The organism is Paraburkholderia sp. 2C, from assembly GCF_054589215.1.
The window spans coordinates 233,342-246,184 of sequence record NZ_BAAILL010000068.1 but is presented as its reverse complement, the minus strand read 5'-3'; the positions used below and the strand labels follow the sequence as shown (position 1 = coordinate 246,184).

Annotated in this window: 13 protein-coding genes and 1 pseudogene; 9 read left to right on the top strand and 5 right to left on the bottom strand. The window is 65.2% G+C overall.

The genetic code is table 11. The features are described from left to right. Both ACYPXD_RS32055 and ACYPXD_RS32050 read right to left on the bottom strand, forming a co-directional pair. Nucleotides 1-259: pseudogene (locus ACYPXD_RS32055) on the bottom strand (DUF3108 domain-containing protein); the annotation flags it as partial. 107 nt (nt 260-366) lie between these two features. After that, entirely contained in the window at nt 367-1,266 is a 900-nt protein-coding gene (locus tag ACYPXD_RS32050) for an IclR family transcriptional regulator (protein WP_459721658.1), read from the bottom strand. Nucleotides 1,267-1,418: 152 nt separating this feature from the next. On the opposite strand from ACYPXD_RS32050, the gene ACYPXD_RS32045 reads away from it, so the two are divergent. The 5 genes from ACYPXD_RS32045 to rfaE2 all read left to right on the top strand — a co-directional run bounded on the left by ACYPXD_RS32045 (nt 1,419) and on the right by rfaE2 (nt 6,633). Next, nucleotides 1,419-2,411: a fumarylacetoacetate hydrolase family protein gene (locus ACYPXD_RS32045; RefSeq protein ID WP_459721654.1), complete on the top strand. Its 993-nt coding sequence runs from the start codon at nt 1,419-1,421 to the stop codon at nt 2,409-2,411. A gap of 76 nt (nt 2,412-2,487) precedes the next feature. Further along, nucleotides 2,488-3,330: an enoyl-CoA hydratase/isomerase family protein gene (locus ACYPXD_RS32040; RefSeq protein WP_459721651.1), complete on the top strand. Its 843-nt coding sequence runs from the start codon at nt 2,488-2,490 to the stop codon at nt 3,328-3,330. A 346-nt stretch (nt 3,331-3,676) separates the two neighbouring features. Continuing rightward, nucleotides 3,677-4,588 (top strand): PhaM family polyhydroxyalkanoate granule multifunctional regulatory protein, encoded by a 912-nt coding sequence (locus ACYPXD_RS32035; RefSeq protein WP_459721649.1) that lies wholly within the window; start codon nt 3,677-3,679, stop codon nt 4,586-4,588. Between the two features lie 531 nt (nt 4,589-5,119). Then, nucleotides 5,120-5,998 (top strand): ferritin family protein, encoded by an 879-nt coding sequence (locus ACYPXD_RS32030; RefSeq protein ID WP_459721646.1) that lies wholly within the window; start codon nt 5,120-5,122, stop codon nt 5,996-5,998. Between the two features lie 149 nt (nt 5,999-6,147). Further along, a complete protein-coding gene (gene rfaE2 / locus ACYPXD_RS32025; RefSeq protein WP_459721643.1) occupies nt 6,148-6,633 on the top strand; it encodes a D-glycero-beta-D-manno-heptose 1-phosphate adenylyltransferase in 486 nt (161 codons plus the stop codon). A 40-nt stretch (nt 6,634-6,673) separates the two neighbouring features. Here rfaE2 and ACYPXD_RS32020 read toward each other — a convergent pair whose 3' ends face one another. The 3 genes from ACYPXD_RS32020 to ACYPXD_RS32010 all read right to left on the bottom strand — a co-directional run bounded on the left by ACYPXD_RS32020 (nt 6,674) and on the right by ACYPXD_RS32010 (nt 8,789). After that, on the bottom strand, nt 6,674-6,913 hold the full coding sequence (locus ACYPXD_RS32020; protein WP_459721640.1) for a hypothetical protein: 240 nt from the start codon (nt 6,911-6,913) through the stop codon (nt 6,674-6,676). Nucleotides 6,914-7,017: 104 nt separating this feature from the next. Further along, nucleotides 7,018-7,887, bottom strand: coding sequence for a type III pantothenate kinase (locus ACYPXD_RS32015; RefSeq protein WP_459721638.1), 870 nt, complete (start codon nt 7,885-7,887; stop codon nt 7,018-7,020). After that, nucleotides 7,884-8,789 carry a biotin--[acetyl-CoA-carboxylase] ligase gene (locus tag ACYPXD_RS32010; protein WP_459721635.1) on the bottom strand — a complete coding sequence of 302 codons (906 nt, stop codon included), beginning with the start codon at nt 8,787-8,789 and terminating at the stop codon, nt 7,884-7,886. The genes ACYPXD_RS32015 and ACYPXD_RS32010 overlap by 4 nt, the downstream gene beginning before the upstream one ends. Before the next feature lie 295 nt (nt 8,790-9,084). Between ACYPXD_RS32010 and ACYPXD_RS32005 the strand changes: the two genes are divergently transcribed. Genes ACYPXD_RS32005 through ACYPXD_RS31990 form a run of 4 tightly spaced genes read left to right on the top strand, consistent with a single transcriptional unit; the run spans nt 9,085 to nt 12,796 of the window. Next, nucleotides 9,085-10,221, top strand: a complete 1,137-nt coding sequence (locus ACYPXD_RS32005; protein WP_459721632.1) for an MlaE family ABC transporter permease — start codon at nt 9,085-9,087, stop codon at nt 10,219-10,221. Further along, nucleotides 10,218-11,108: an ABC transporter ATP-binding protein gene (locus ACYPXD_RS32000; RefSeq protein WP_459721629.1), complete on the top strand. Its 891-nt coding sequence runs from the start codon at nt 10,218-10,220 to the stop codon at nt 11,106-11,108. The genes ACYPXD_RS32005 and ACYPXD_RS32000 overlap by 4 nt, the downstream gene beginning before the upstream one ends. Nucleotides 11,109-11,132: 24 nt before the next feature. Beyond that, nucleotides 11,133-12,104 carry an MlaD family protein gene (locus ACYPXD_RS31995; protein ID WP_459721626.1) on the top strand — a complete coding sequence of 324 codons (972 nt, stop codon included), beginning with the start codon at nt 11,133-11,135 and terminating at the stop codon, nt 12,102-12,104. A gap of 17 nt (nt 12,105-12,121) precedes the next feature. After that, entirely contained in the window at nt 12,122-12,796 is a 675-nt protein-coding gene (locus ACYPXD_RS31990; protein WP_459721623.1) for an ABC-type transport auxiliary lipoprotein family protein, read from the top strand. Nucleotides 12,797-12,843 lie beyond the last annotated feature (47 nt).

Below are 12,843 nucleotides of genomic sequence, written 5' to 3'. Positions count from 1 at the left end.
GTGCCGGCGCGGCAGCCGGCACCGCCGCGCCGGCTGATTGCTGCTCGATGCGTTCGGGTTTCAGCAGCGCAACCTGCACCGGCACATGCTGTTGATCTGCCGGTTTAAAGGTGTCGCGATGCCGCTCGAACCATTGCGCCGCGATCCAGTGCACGACCGCCACGACGATGAGCACGGCAATCCAGCGCCAACGCAGCGAGCGAGACGAAGGAGCGCGCGGTGGGCGATCGGTGCGGCGTGCGACGGACGGAGACGACATCGAAGCGGTGAGATTCTCTGCTGGCAAAAAAGGATGAGTAGGCGGGGCACGGCACCCGGCATTCGACTTTCGACCGCACGAATTCGGCCCGCGTTCCGCGCATGCAATCAACGCGGTGTCGCACTGTACCCGAGTTCATATGAGAGCTTTTGCGCGCATTCGCGCAACGCGGTGTCGACTTCACCGTCCCAGCGAATATCGAATGCGCCTTCCTGGCCGAGCGCAATGAGTCCGAGTGCAAGAGTGCCGGTCGAATCGAAAACGGGCACACAGAAGGCGTGAATGGTCGGCAGCAACATCCCTTCGACACGTGCTGCACCATGTGCGCGCACATCCTCGAGCAGGCGTTCGACGTCGTCGGCGTTGTGCGCGCCGCCTGTCTGAGAAGAACGGCGCGTGTCCGCGAGTTCGCGTTCGATCATCGCGTCCGTCTTGCTGCGCGGCAGATAGGCGGCGAACAGCAGGCCCGTTGCCGAACTGAGCAGCGGCATCACGTCGCCGAGCTTTAACGACGCTTTTGCCGGATAACTCGATTCCATCCAGTGCACGACAGTCGGCCCCTGATTGCCCCACACGGCGATGCCGACCGTCATATCGAGCCGGTCGCGCAGTTCGGCGAGCGCGATGCGCGCAAGTTTCACGCCGTCGACTCTCGCCAGCCGCGCAAGACCGAGCTGCAAGGCAAAGCCGCCGAGCTCGTAGCGGCCCGACAACGGATCTTGCGCGACGACGCCCAGCCGCAAGAAACTGACGAGATAGCGATGCGCCTTCGCCGGACTCATGCCCGCGCGCTGCGCAAGGTCGCGCAGCATCATCGCGCGCGGCTCGTGCGTCAGCACGTCGAGCAGACGAAAGCCGACTTCGATCGATTGAATGCCGGAGCGCAGTTTTTCTTCGCCGCGTTCATGCGCGTCGCCGGCGTCGTCATCGACGGCGGAATCGTGCAGGTCGTTGGACTCGTCCGTCGAAATACCCGAGTGGGCGGATGGGCGGGCTGCGGATGACATGGCCGATATGCGCAATTCTCAAAAAAAGTGGAAGGCCGCGCGTTGCAAATTGCGACAAGCCGGCGACAATGCGGTGCCGATGCAGGTGGGCGGCGCCGATTCACCATCGTAGAATACATTCCTCCTATCGTCATCCACATGCTTTACCGCCTATGAAACTTGCCACGCTGAAGGACGGCACGCGCGACGGTCAGCTGATCGTCGTGTCCCGCGACCTGCAAACCGCCGCGGTCGCCGACGGGATCGTCGCGACACTGCAACGCGCGCTCGACGACTGGAGCTTTTACGCGCCGCAACTGCGCGATCTTTACGACGCCGTGAACCAGGGCCGCGCGCGCAACGCGTTCGCATTCGATGCGAAAGACTGCATGGCGCCGCTGCCACGCGCGTTCCAGTGGGCGGACGCATCGTCGTATGTGAACCACGTCGAACTCGTGCGCCGCGCGCGCGGCGCCGAGATGCCGCCCGAGTTCTGGACCGATCCGCTGATGTATCAAGGCGGCAGCGACGACTTTATCGGCCCGAAGGACGACATTGTCTGCGCGTCGGAGGAATTCGGCATCGACTTCGAGGCTGAAGTGGCCGTGATAACCGGCGATGTGCCGATGGGCGTCAAACCCGAGCAGGCATTGAAAAGCGTGCGTCTTGTCACGCTTGTCAACGATGTATCGCTGCGCAATCTGATTCCGGCGGAACTCGCGAAAGGCTTTGGCTTTTTCCAGAGCAAACCGGCGACGTCGTTCGCACCGGTCGCCGTGACGCCCGACGAGCTCACCGAGCATTGGCGCGAAGGCCGCGTGCATCGTCCGATGATCGTGCATTGGAACGGCAGGAAGGTCGGGCAACCCGATGCGGGCGTCGATATGGTGTTTCACTTCGGGCAACTGATCGCTCACGCGGCGAAGACACGGAATCTGCGCGCGGGGACGATCGTCGGCTCGGGTACGGTGTCGAACAAGGACGCGAAGCGCGGTTATTGCTGTATTGCCGAGAAACGCTGTCTCGAGATGATCGAGCACGGCGCGGCGCAAACCGAATTCATGAAATACGGCGATACGGTGAAGATCGATATGTTCGACGAAGCCGGCAAGTCGATTTTCGGTGCGATCGAGCAGGCGGTCGCGCCGCTCGATCCGGCGCATTGATTGGGGGCGCGGCGCGGGCGGGGTAGTGTGTAGCGTGTGACGTCGATTCAACCAGCGGTATCACCGGGGCATAGTCATGTCGAACCCATCGCATGTCGGTAATCCCGAGTTTTACGCGCACTATCAGTCGCTGCGTGTGCAGCGGCATCCGCAGGGCATCGTTGAAATCGTGATGAGCGGCGAGGGCGCGAACCGCAGCAAGCTCGCGACCGCGAATGCGCAGATGCATCGTGAACTGGCCGAAATCTGGCGCGACGTCGACCGCGATCCCGACGCGCGTGTCGCGTTGATCCGCGGCGAAGGCAAAGGCTTTTCCGCGGGCGGCGATCTCGAACTCGTCGAGCAGATGGCGGCCGATTTCGCGGTGCGCACGCGGGTGTGGCGCGAGGCGCGCGACCTCGTCTATAACGTCATCAACTGTGGCAAGCCGATCGTGTCGGCCATGCACGGGCCGGCGGTCGGCGCAGGGCTCGTGGCCGGACTGCTCGCCGATATCCCGATCGCGGCGAAGACCGCGCGCATTATCGACGGCCACACGCGTCTCGGCGTCGCGGCCGGCGATCATGCGGCGATCGTCTGGCCGCTTCTGTGCGGCATGGCGAAGGCCAAGTACTACCTGCTGCTGTGCGAGCCGGTCAGCGGCGAGGAAGCGGAGCGCATCGGGCTCGTGTCGCTCGCGGTCGATGAACAGGATTTGCTGCCGAAGGCGTTCGACATCGCACAAAGGCTGTCGAAGGGCTCGCAAACGGCGATCCGCTGGACCAAATACGCGTTGAACAACTGGTTGCGCTCGGCCGGGCCGGCGTTCGATACGTCGCTTGCACTCGAGTTCATGGGCTTTGCCGGGCCCGACGTGCACGAAGGCGTGACGTCGCTGCGCGAGCGCCGCGCGCCCGATTTTCCGGGCGGCGAAACGTGAGATCAAACCCGTGAGGCCAAACCCGTGAGACCAAACCTGTGAGACGAAACCCGTGAGGCGCGGACGCGGCGGAGCAGTTCTTGCTGATCGTTTATCTCACGGCGCCCGCGTCTGCCGACGCATTTTGGCTTTACCCAAACCGACCGACGCGTACTTTCGCAATATGTCCCTCACCGGTCCGCAAGGTATGATCCGACGGGCGTTCGCCGAAGCGGCCGTCACCGTTAGGCTGCCGCGCCGCGGCCCTCCATCAGGATCGTTGGTTTGCCAGGCATCACGCATCACCACGGTTCACTTTCCCGCGCTTCGTTTTCATAGCGCCCCGTTACGCTGCGAGGAGATCAGCATGACCGACACCCCCGGCTCCACGCCGCCGTTTCCCGGATTTCCCGGTTTCCCGCCCGCCGAAATGCTCGACCGGATGTGGGGGATGATGCGCCTCACGCCATTCGGCGCGGCCTTCCCCGGGACTCAGCCGGGCGCGGCGCAAGGATTCGTGCCATCGCTGTCGATGATGTCCGACATGATGGCGCCGCTCACGAACGTCGAGGAACTCGACAAGCGCATTACCGACATGCGCGCGGTCGAGCAGTGGTTGAAGCTGAATCTGAACATGCTGCAATCGGCAATCCAGGCACTCGAAGTGCAACGCGCGACGCTCGCGACGCTGCGCGCCTTCGGCGCGTTCGCGCAGCAATCGATGACGCAGCCGGTGACCGATACACCGTCGCGCGAAACGTCGGCGCAGTCACGTGCGGAAGACGCGCGCGCCGCAAGCGGGTCGCGCGCGGGTTCGCGTGACGACGATGAGGGCGGTGAAACTGCACAATCCGCGCAATCCGCGCAGGAAGCCGGGCCGGCGTCCGGCGAGAACGCACCGCCGCCGCCTGGCTTCGACGCATCGGGATGGTGGAACCTGCTGCAATCGCAGTTCAATCAGATTGCGCAGTTTGCGATGGCGCAACCGGGCATGGCAGCGGGTGCCGCCGAAGGCGAGGGCGATCAGAGCGGCGCTCGCGAGGTGGGCGGAGGTGGCGCAGAAGGCGCAGGGAACGAAACACGTACGAATCACAGCCGCGCGCAACGCAGTGCCACTGGCGCCGAAGCAGGCGCGGCCGGCGCGGGCGCCCGCCAGCCGGCCGCGAGCCCACCTGCAAAGCGCCCGGCTGCGAAGCGCGCCCCGGCTGGCAAAACGGCCAAAGAAGGCAAGGCAGCGGGCGCCGCCGCGTCGCGCAAGTCGCCGAATCAATCCGAATAGGCCGTGTTCGACGCCGAGGCGGCGATTGACGCAGGCGATCATGGCCGGCAGTTTTCGTCTCCGAACCGGCCGGCCAGGTCGGCGTCGCGTCACTTGTTCCAGATCAAGGATTGCCGCGTCTGGCGGCCCGCTGAGGCTTTTCGGGCGCGGCCATTCAGGGTCCGCGTGCTATGATTCGACATGTTTTCAGCCCGTGAGTCTGCGTCGAAAAACCTTAAAACCAGCAGCTCGCAGCGCGCCGGTCTTCCGGTGCGAGGGCTCACTGCGGCGTTGCGCCGCAGGCTGGCTTGACCTCAGGCACAGGGTCTCCCTCACCCACGGTTGGCCGCGTTTGTGAAATCCACATTTCACAAGCGCTTAAAACGCCGCTGGTACTTCTTTGCCACAGATTCTTCTGGGCGACCGATTACCGCGTAAAATTGAATGCTGCGCTGGCGAAAGCGCTGTTTTCGTTCGTCAGCAGCAAAAGTAGCAATAAGTAGTTAGACAGACACAAACAGACGTCGCCTTGCGCAGAACAGGGGTGGGACTATGAACACCATGCTTTATCCGGAACTCTATAAATCGCTCGAATCCGTCCGATGGGACATGGAAAAAGACATTCCCTGGGACAAATTCGATGCGTCGCTGCTCACCGACGAGCAGGCCGCAACGATCAAGATGAACGCGATCACCGAATGGTCCGCGCTGCCCGCCACCGAAATGTTCCTGCGCGACAATCATCATGACAGCGATTTTTCTGCGTTCATGAGCGTGTGGTTCTTTGAAGAGCAGAAGCATTCGCTGGTACTGATGGAATATCTGCGCCGCTTCAAACCCGATCTCGTCCCCACCGAAGAAGAACTGCATGCGGTGCGCTTCGAATTCGATCCCGCGCCCCCGCTCGAAACACTGATGTTGCATTTCTGCGGCGAAATCCGTCTGAATCACTGGTATCGCCGCGCGGCCGAATGGCATACCGAACCCGTCATCAAGCACATTTACGAAACCATCTCGCGTGACGAAGCGCGCCATGGCGGCGCCTATTTGCGTTACATGAAAAAGGCCATGGGCAATTTCGGCGACGTCGCGCGTGCGGCGTTTGCGAAAATCGGTGTGCTAATGGCGTCGGCGCGCCGCACCGAAAAGCCGCTTCACCCCACTAACCTGCATGTGAATCAGGCGCTGTTCCCGCGCGACACGATCCAGTCGCGCCTGCCCGATCCGGAGTGGCTCGAGCGCTGGCTCGACGAACAGATCCGCTTCGACGACGGCTGGGAGAAGAAGGTCGTCGAACGCATCCTGCACAACCTGTCCATTTTGTTCGAGCGCACGTTCAATACAGCTCAGGAACTGAATCGCTACCGCAAGGAAGTCACCACGCGCTTGCAGGGCAGCAGCGATCAAGGTTCGGCGCGGCAACCTGCGTGATTCGGGCGGCGGGACCGTCCGAACGCCGCGAGTCTGAACGTTTCTCAAAGTTTCTAAAACGGCCCGGCAGGCGCAAGCCCGCCGGGCCGTTTTGCATTTTCGCCGACACGTGTATCGTTGCGGCAATCCACGCCACTCCCTCTTTCGCCATGGCCGCTTCTTTCGAACGCAAACTCATGACGCGCGACACGCTTGCGCAAATCCGTCCCGCACTGCAAGGACCGGTGGTCTTCACGAATGGCGTATTCGACATCCTGCACCGCGGCCATGTCACCTATCTGGCGGATGCGAAGGCGCTGGGCGCGAACCTGATCGTCGGCGTGAACAGCGACGCGTCGGTGCGCATGCTCGGCAAGGGCGACGACCGGCCGATCAATCGCGAAGACGACCGCATGGCGCTGCTTGCGGCGCTCGAAAGCGTCGACTGGGTGGTGCAGTTCGATGAGCGCACGCCGATCGAGCTGATCGAAGCGCTGCGTCCGGACATACTCGTGAAGGGCGGCGACTACGATATGGACGCTTTGCCCGAGTCGGCGCTGGTGCGAGGTTGGGGTGGACGGGCGCTCGCGATTCCGTTCGAGCACGATCGCTCGACGACGGCGCTGCTAAAGAAAGTCCGCGCGCACCAGCGGTAGGGAAAGCGCTTCGCGCGGCAGCGGCAGCCGGCGCCTGGCGCTACTGCCCCAGCGCCGACGCGGCGATCGGCGCGACCGGCGCCGGGCCCCCGACCACCGCCTGGTCGGCGGCGTCGGCGGCCGACATCGGTTGCACGCGCAACCCATCCGGATGAATCTGCCGGTTCAGATGAAACGGCTCGCGCGCGCCGGCCGCCGGCGTGGGGCCGAACAGGCCGCGCGCCGCGGCGAACGCCAGCAAATTGGCAATGACGAGCAAGGCGATCAGCCAGCGCAGCATGGTTGGACTCTCCGTCGTGTGGTGTCGGTCATCGTTATCGACAGCTTGTTCCTATTCTTTCCATTCGCGGCCTGCGATCGCTTCACGCTGAGCGGCGGGGCGCGTCACTGCGGCGAACCCGCCGCGGCGTCCTCCGCGGCGATCAGCGCGAGCCCTGCGAGCACGAGCGAATCATGCCGCGTATGCGGCACCCGCAGCGAGCCGGTCACTTCTCCCGCGGCGCCGCCGCCGACCACGAGACGCACCGGCGTCTGCCATTCGTCCTGCAGTTGGCGCCACATGCGCTCGATCAACGCGGCCTGCGCGAGCGCGCAACCGGCCGCGATCGCATCGCGCGTATTGGTGGCGAAGCATAGCGCGTGCGGCTCGGGTCGTGCAGGTGGCGCGGCAAGCGCCGGATTGTCGCCCGCGAGCGCGTCCTGCAGGCCCGGCGTGCCGAGCGCCGGCAATTGCGCGGTGTGCTCGCCGAGCGCGCGCATCATCAGCAGCCACCCCGGCGCGATGAGCCCGCCCGTGAACGTGCCGTCCTCGCGCAGCGCTTCGAGTGTCGTCGCGGTGCCGAAGGTGGCGATCAGCAGATTCTCGTCGGGAAAGGCCGCACGCGCGCCGATCATCCCGGCCCAACGGTCGCTGCCGAGCGACTCCGGCGTCGTGTAGCCGTTGCGCACGCCGCATTGCGCAGACGTGGCGCGGATCGTCGTGCGCGGCAGGCCGGGCCAGGTGGTGTCGAGCAAAGTGTCGATGCGCCGCGCGACCGCGATGCCCGCGACGTTCGACACGTACGCGCTGCGTGGTAGCGGCAACACGCTCCAGTCGGGTTCGTGCTCGGCGACGAGCGGGTCGCCGATGCCCTTCACGATCAGACCCGCATGCGCGAATGCGCCGCTCGCCATCTGTGCGCCGTTTCCATCGACGAGCGTCCACTTGACGCGGCTGTTGCCGGCGTCGATCAGCAGAAACGGCGCGCCGCTCACGGCGCACTCCGGTTGGCGAGGCGCAGCGTGACGTCGCCGGTTGCGATCGCGGTGCGGCCCGCGGCGGTATCGAGCAGCAACTGTCCGCGTTCGTCGACGCCCGTGGCGATTCCGCGGCCGGTCTCGACGCCCTGTTCGAACAGCAGCACCTCACGGCCCGCATACGCGTGGCACGCGTTCCAGCGCGGCTGGAACGGCGCGAAGCCTTCCGCCGCGAAGCGCTTGAGCGCGGGTTCGAGCGCGTTCAGTTCGGCGGCAAGCGTATCGGTGAGATTCGCGTTCGGCAGCGCGCGCGACAACGCGGTCGGCGTCGCGCCGCGCGCTTCGGGCGGCACGTTCGCATTGAGCGCCCCGACCTTCGCGGCGAGTTCGTCGGCACCTTTCACATTGGTGCCGATGCCGATCACGACCGCGCTCGCGTCGTCGGTGCTCCAGGCGGTTTCGATCAGGATGCCGGCCAGCTTGTCGCCTTCGAGCAGCACGTCGTTCGGCCATTTCAGCGCGATCTGGCCTGGCCCGGCGACCGGCAGCGCACGCAGTCCGTCGACGAGCGCGACACCGACCGCGAGACTCAAGCCCGCGAGCCCTTCGAGCGGACGCGGCAACACACACGCGACCGAAAACAGCAGGGCGTTGCCGGGCTCGGCATACCACGGCCGGCCGCGCCGGCCGCGGCCGGCCGTTTGCAGATACGCGACCCGGACGATCGGCCGCGCGAGCGCATCGGCTCGACGCGGCAGCGTCTTCACATGCGCCATCAGGTCGGCATTGGTGGAGCCGGTCTCTTCGACGATTTCGATCGGCCAGTCGTGCGCGGCCGGACCGAATAGCGTGATCGCGCGGTTGCGATCGATGCGCCAGTCGTCGGCCGGAGCGGCGCCGGTGGAGGTGGGTGTAGTCATGCCGCGTATTGTAGCCACTCGCACGCGCCGGAATGCATTGTCGGCGCGCCGGCAAGGCAGTGGAAAGGCGACCGGAAGACAGCGCCAGGGCGCGGCATGAACATCACCCGGATACGGCGAAAAAGGCTGCCCGGCCACGACCACCGCGTCATTTCGGCGGTATCCGCCGATGTTTCGCCGGGCATTTTTTCCGAAGCGCGAGACCTCTGCGGCGTTGGGCCGGACAAGCCGGCAAGGCTCGCGGGCGGCGCGTTCGATACAATGCCCGTTAATCCGATAACGACCTTCCAGCGCCTTGAACTACGACACTCCGCCCGGCCTCGAAGTCGCGGCAGGCAGACAGGGCAAGATCGTCCGGCTGTCCGGCCAGTGGACCGCGCTCGCCCTTGCGCGCGACCGCTCGCAGGACCGCGCGCTGCCGCGCTTGCGCCAACTGATCGGCACCGAGAAGGTCGCGCAATGGGACCTGTCGCGCATCGACCGGCTCGACCACGTCGGCGGCCAGGCGCTGTGGCGCATCTGGGGCTACCGTCTGCCCGCCGATCTCGTCGCGCTCAACGCGACCCAGCGCGACATCTTCAACCGCATCGCTCTGCTCGACCGCGAGCGCGAAAATCCGGAGCATGTGCCGCGTTTCGACCCGTTCACGCGGCTCGGCCTCGGCCTCTTTTCGTTTTTCGAGCATCTGCAAGGCGGCATCGCGATGTTCGGGCGCGTGGTGCTCGATCTGCTGTCGATCGCGCGTAACCCGAAGATCATGCCGTGGAAGGAAATTTCCGCGAACGTCTACTATGCGGGCGCAAGGGCGCTGCCGATCATCGCGCTCGTGGCGTTTCTGATCGGCATCGTGCTCAGCTACCTGTCCGCGCAGCAGTTGCGCCTCTTCGGCGCGAACCAGTTCATCGTCAATATTCTCGGGCTGGGCGTGATTCGCGAGCTGGGGCCGGTGCTCGCGGCGATTCTCGTCGCGGGGCGCTCGGGTTCGTCGATCACGGCGCAGATCGGCGTGATGCGCGTCACCGAAGAGCTCGACGCGATGCGCGTGATGGGCATTCCGCACGGCCTGCGGCTCATCTTGCCGCGCGTCATCGCGCTGGCCGTCGCGATGCCGCTGCTCGTGATGTGGACGAATATCGTCGCGCTGTTCGGCGGCGCGCTGGCCGCGAAGATCGTGCTGCAGATCGACCTGTCGTATTTTGCGCGCTCGCTGCCGTCCGTCGTGCCGGTCGCGAACCTGTGGATCGGCCTCGGCAAGGGCGCGGCGTTCGGCATGCTGATCGCACTGGTCGGCTGCCATTTCGGCTTTCGCATCAAGGCGAATTCGCAAAGCCTCGGCGAAGGGACGACCACTTCGGTGGTCACGTCGATCACGGTTGTGATTCTCGCGGATGCCGTGTTCGCGATTCTCTTTCAGAACGTGGGGCTCTCATGATTGCGCCGCTTACCCATGCCGTACGCGACCAGCCGCTGCCGGAGATTGCCGAAACCGTCATCGAGGTACGCAACCTGACCAAACGCTACGGCCGCAACGTCGTGCACGAGCATCTGAACTTCGACGCGCGGCGCGGCGAGATCGTATCGATTGTCGGCGGCTCGGGCTCGGGCAAGACCACGCTGATGCGGCAGATTCTCGGGCTCGAGCGGCCGACGTCGGGCACGATCAAGGTATTCGGCGAGGACACGTCGAAGATCGATCCCGAGGAAGCGCGCCTGATGCGCAGCCGGATGGGCATGCTGTTCCAGCAGGGCGCACTCTTTTCGTCGCTGTCGGTGTTCGACAATATCGCGCAGCCGTTGCGCGAACTCGGCAAGGTGCCCGAAGAGTTGCTGCGCGACATCGTCATGCTGAAGCTCGAGATGGTCGGTCTGCCGTGCAAGAACGCATCGAAAATGCCGGCCGCGCTGTCGGGCGGGATGATCAAACGTGTCGGCATCGCGCGTGCGATCGCGCTGGAACCGGAGCTGCTGTTTCTCGACGAGCCAACCGCGGGGCTCGATCCGCAGGCGTCCGACGAGTTCGTCGAACTGATCGGCGCGCTGCATCGCGCGCTCGGGCTCACTGTCGTGATGGTGACGCACGACCTCGACACGATGGTCGCGCTGTCGTCGCGCGTCGCGGTGCTGGCCGATCGCAAGGTGCTCGTCGCAGCGCCGGTCGAGGAAGTGGCGGGCGTCGACCATCCGTTTATCCACGAGTATTTTCTCGGCCTGCGTGGGCGTCTCGCGCTGCAAGGGCTTTCGCCCGAGCGCCGCGCCAAGCTGCCGCCCGCGGCGCTCGAACCGGCGTGCGACGCGATCCCGCTCAAAACTGCGATGTAAGCGGAGAACCAGGGGAACCTGACGATGGAAAACAAATCCCATGCCTTCTGGGCCGGGCTCTTCACCGTGGTGCTCGCGTTGGCGATCGGGGCGGCGGCGTTCCTGTTCAACGTCGACCGGTCGGTGCGCGTGCCTTACGACCTCATCGCGCGCACGAATGTGACGGGGCTTTATCCGGACGCGGCTGTGCGTTTTCGCGGGCTCGACGTCGGCAAGGTGCAGTCGCTGAAGTTCGATCGGAGCCATCCGGGGCAAATCGTGATCCGGATTCTGGTCGACACACGCGCGCCGATCACGCATTCCACGTTCGGCACGCTCGCGCTGCAGGGCGTGACCGGCATCGCGTTCGTCCAGCTCGACGACACGGGCAAGGACCAGACGCCGCTTGCTTCATCGAACAAGGACGTCGCACAGTTGCCGCTGCATCCGGGCCTGTTCGACCAGCTGCAGAAACGCGGCGATGTGCTGCTGCGCGAGCTCGAACGCGTGGCGGCCGATGTCGACGAACTCCTCTCGCCCGATATGCGCAAGCAGATCACCGCGACCGTCGTGAGCCTGCAGCAGGCGGCCGACGGCGTCACCGCGCTCACGCAGCAGATCGCACCGACGGCCGGCAAGCTGCCCGGCACCGTCGATCAGCTCAATCAGACGCTCGCGTCGACGAACCAGCTGATCACGAGCCTGAACAAGTCGGACGGTCCGCTCGAAACCAATCTGAACAAGGTCGGCACGGCGGCGCAACAGGCCGGCGATGCGTTGACCGCAATGAATGCGTCGTTGCAGGAGATCTCGTCGCGCGTCGGCTACGACACGCTGCCGAAGGTCAACTCGCTGGCCGACGACGTGCGCACGGCGGTACGCTCGGTCGACAAGGCGGCCAATACGTTTAGCGAAAGTCCGCGCAGCATTCTGTTCGGCGCGCCGCGCGAGGCGCCGGGCCCCGGTGAGGATGGCTTCTCGTGGCCCGATGCCTCCGCGCAAGCGGCGCAAAAATGATTTGAAAAGGAACGCTCATGTCACGCACGATCCATCGCCTGATTCGGTCCGGCTCTCCGAAGATGTCCGCGCTTATGTCGCCGCGTGTGCCTTCGTTTGTGCCCGCGCTGGCCGCGGCGTTTGTCGCCGGCATGCTGCTGGCCGCGTGCGCGGGCAATCCCGCCGCGATGTCGGATATCCGCTACGACCTTGGACCGCCGGCGCCGGTAGCAAGCGCGGGCCCGCTGCCGACAGTGAAGGTGCTCGACGTGACGGCGCCCGAGATGCTCGGTTCGGACAAGGTGATCTATCGCTTGAGCTACGCGGATGCGCAGCGCACGGCGGCCTACGCGAACAGTCACTGGACGATGCCGCCCGCCATGTTGCTCACGCAACGGTTGCGCGGCGCGCTGTCGTCGCGCGGCACCGTGCTGACCGGCGGCGACGGCGCGCATGCGCCGGTGCTGAAGGTCGAGCTCGATGAGTTCGAGCAGGACTTCGACGGACAGGCGCAAAGCCACGGCGCCGTGACCGCGCGCGCCACGCTGTCGTTCCACGGCAAGGTGATCGGCCAGCACACGTTTATCGCGCGCGCGCCGGCGAGCACGCCCGATGCGGCAGGCGGGACGCGTGCGCTTGCGGCGGCCAGCGACGATCTGGTCGCGCAGATCAGTGCATGGCTCGGCGTGCAGGCGCTCGTCGCCGTGCAATGAGCGGACGATGGGCGGATCGATGCGCGGAACGAGCGACGAAACAACGG

What these genes read in the sequence shown, in the direction of transcription:
- ACYPXD_RS32050 (WP_459721658.1), bottom strand. Translation starts at nt 1,266, where the DNA reads ATGTCATCCGCAGCCCGCCCATCCGCCCACTCGGGTATTTCGACGGAC.
- ACYPXD_RS32045 (WP_459721654.1), top strand. Translation starts at nt 1,419, where the DNA reads ATGAAACTTGCCACGCTGAAGGACGGCACGCGCGACGGTCAGCTGATC.
- ACYPXD_RS32040 (WP_459721651.1), top strand. Translation starts at nt 2,488, where the DNA reads ATGTCGAACCCATCGCATGTCGGTAATCCCGAGTTTTACGCGCACTAT.
- ACYPXD_RS32035 (WP_459721649.1), top strand. Translation starts at nt 3,677, where the DNA reads ATGACCGACACCCCCGGCTCCACGCCGCCGTTTCCCGGATTTCCCGGT.
- ACYPXD_RS32030 (WP_459721646.1), top strand. Translation starts at nt 5,120, where the DNA reads ATGAACACCATGCTTTATCCGGAACTCTATAAATCGCTCGAATCCGTC.
- rfaE2 (WP_459721643.1), top strand. Translation starts at nt 6,148, where the DNA reads ATGGCCGCTTCTTTCGAACGCAAACTCATGACGCGCGACACGCTTGCG.
- ACYPXD_RS32020 (WP_459721640.1), bottom strand. Translation starts at nt 6,913, where the DNA reads ATGCTGCGCTGGCTGATCGCCTTGCTCGTCATTGCCAATTTGCTGGCG.
- ACYPXD_RS32010 (WP_459721635.1), bottom strand. Translation starts at nt 8,789, where the DNA reads ATGACTACACCCACCTCCACCGGCGCCGCTCCGGCCGACGACTGGCGC.
- ACYPXD_RS32000 (WP_459721629.1), top strand. Translation starts at nt 10,218, where the DNA reads ATGATTGCGCCGCTTACCCATGCCGTACGCGACCAGCCGCTGCCGGAG.
- ACYPXD_RS31995 (WP_459721626.1), top strand. Translation starts at nt 11,133, where the DNA reads ATGGAAAACAAATCCCATGCCTTCTGGGCCGGGCTCTTCACCGTGGTG.
- ACYPXD_RS31990 (WP_459721623.1), top strand. Translation starts at nt 12,122, where the DNA reads ATGTCACGCACGATCCATCGCCTGATTCGGTCCGGCTCTCCGAAGATG.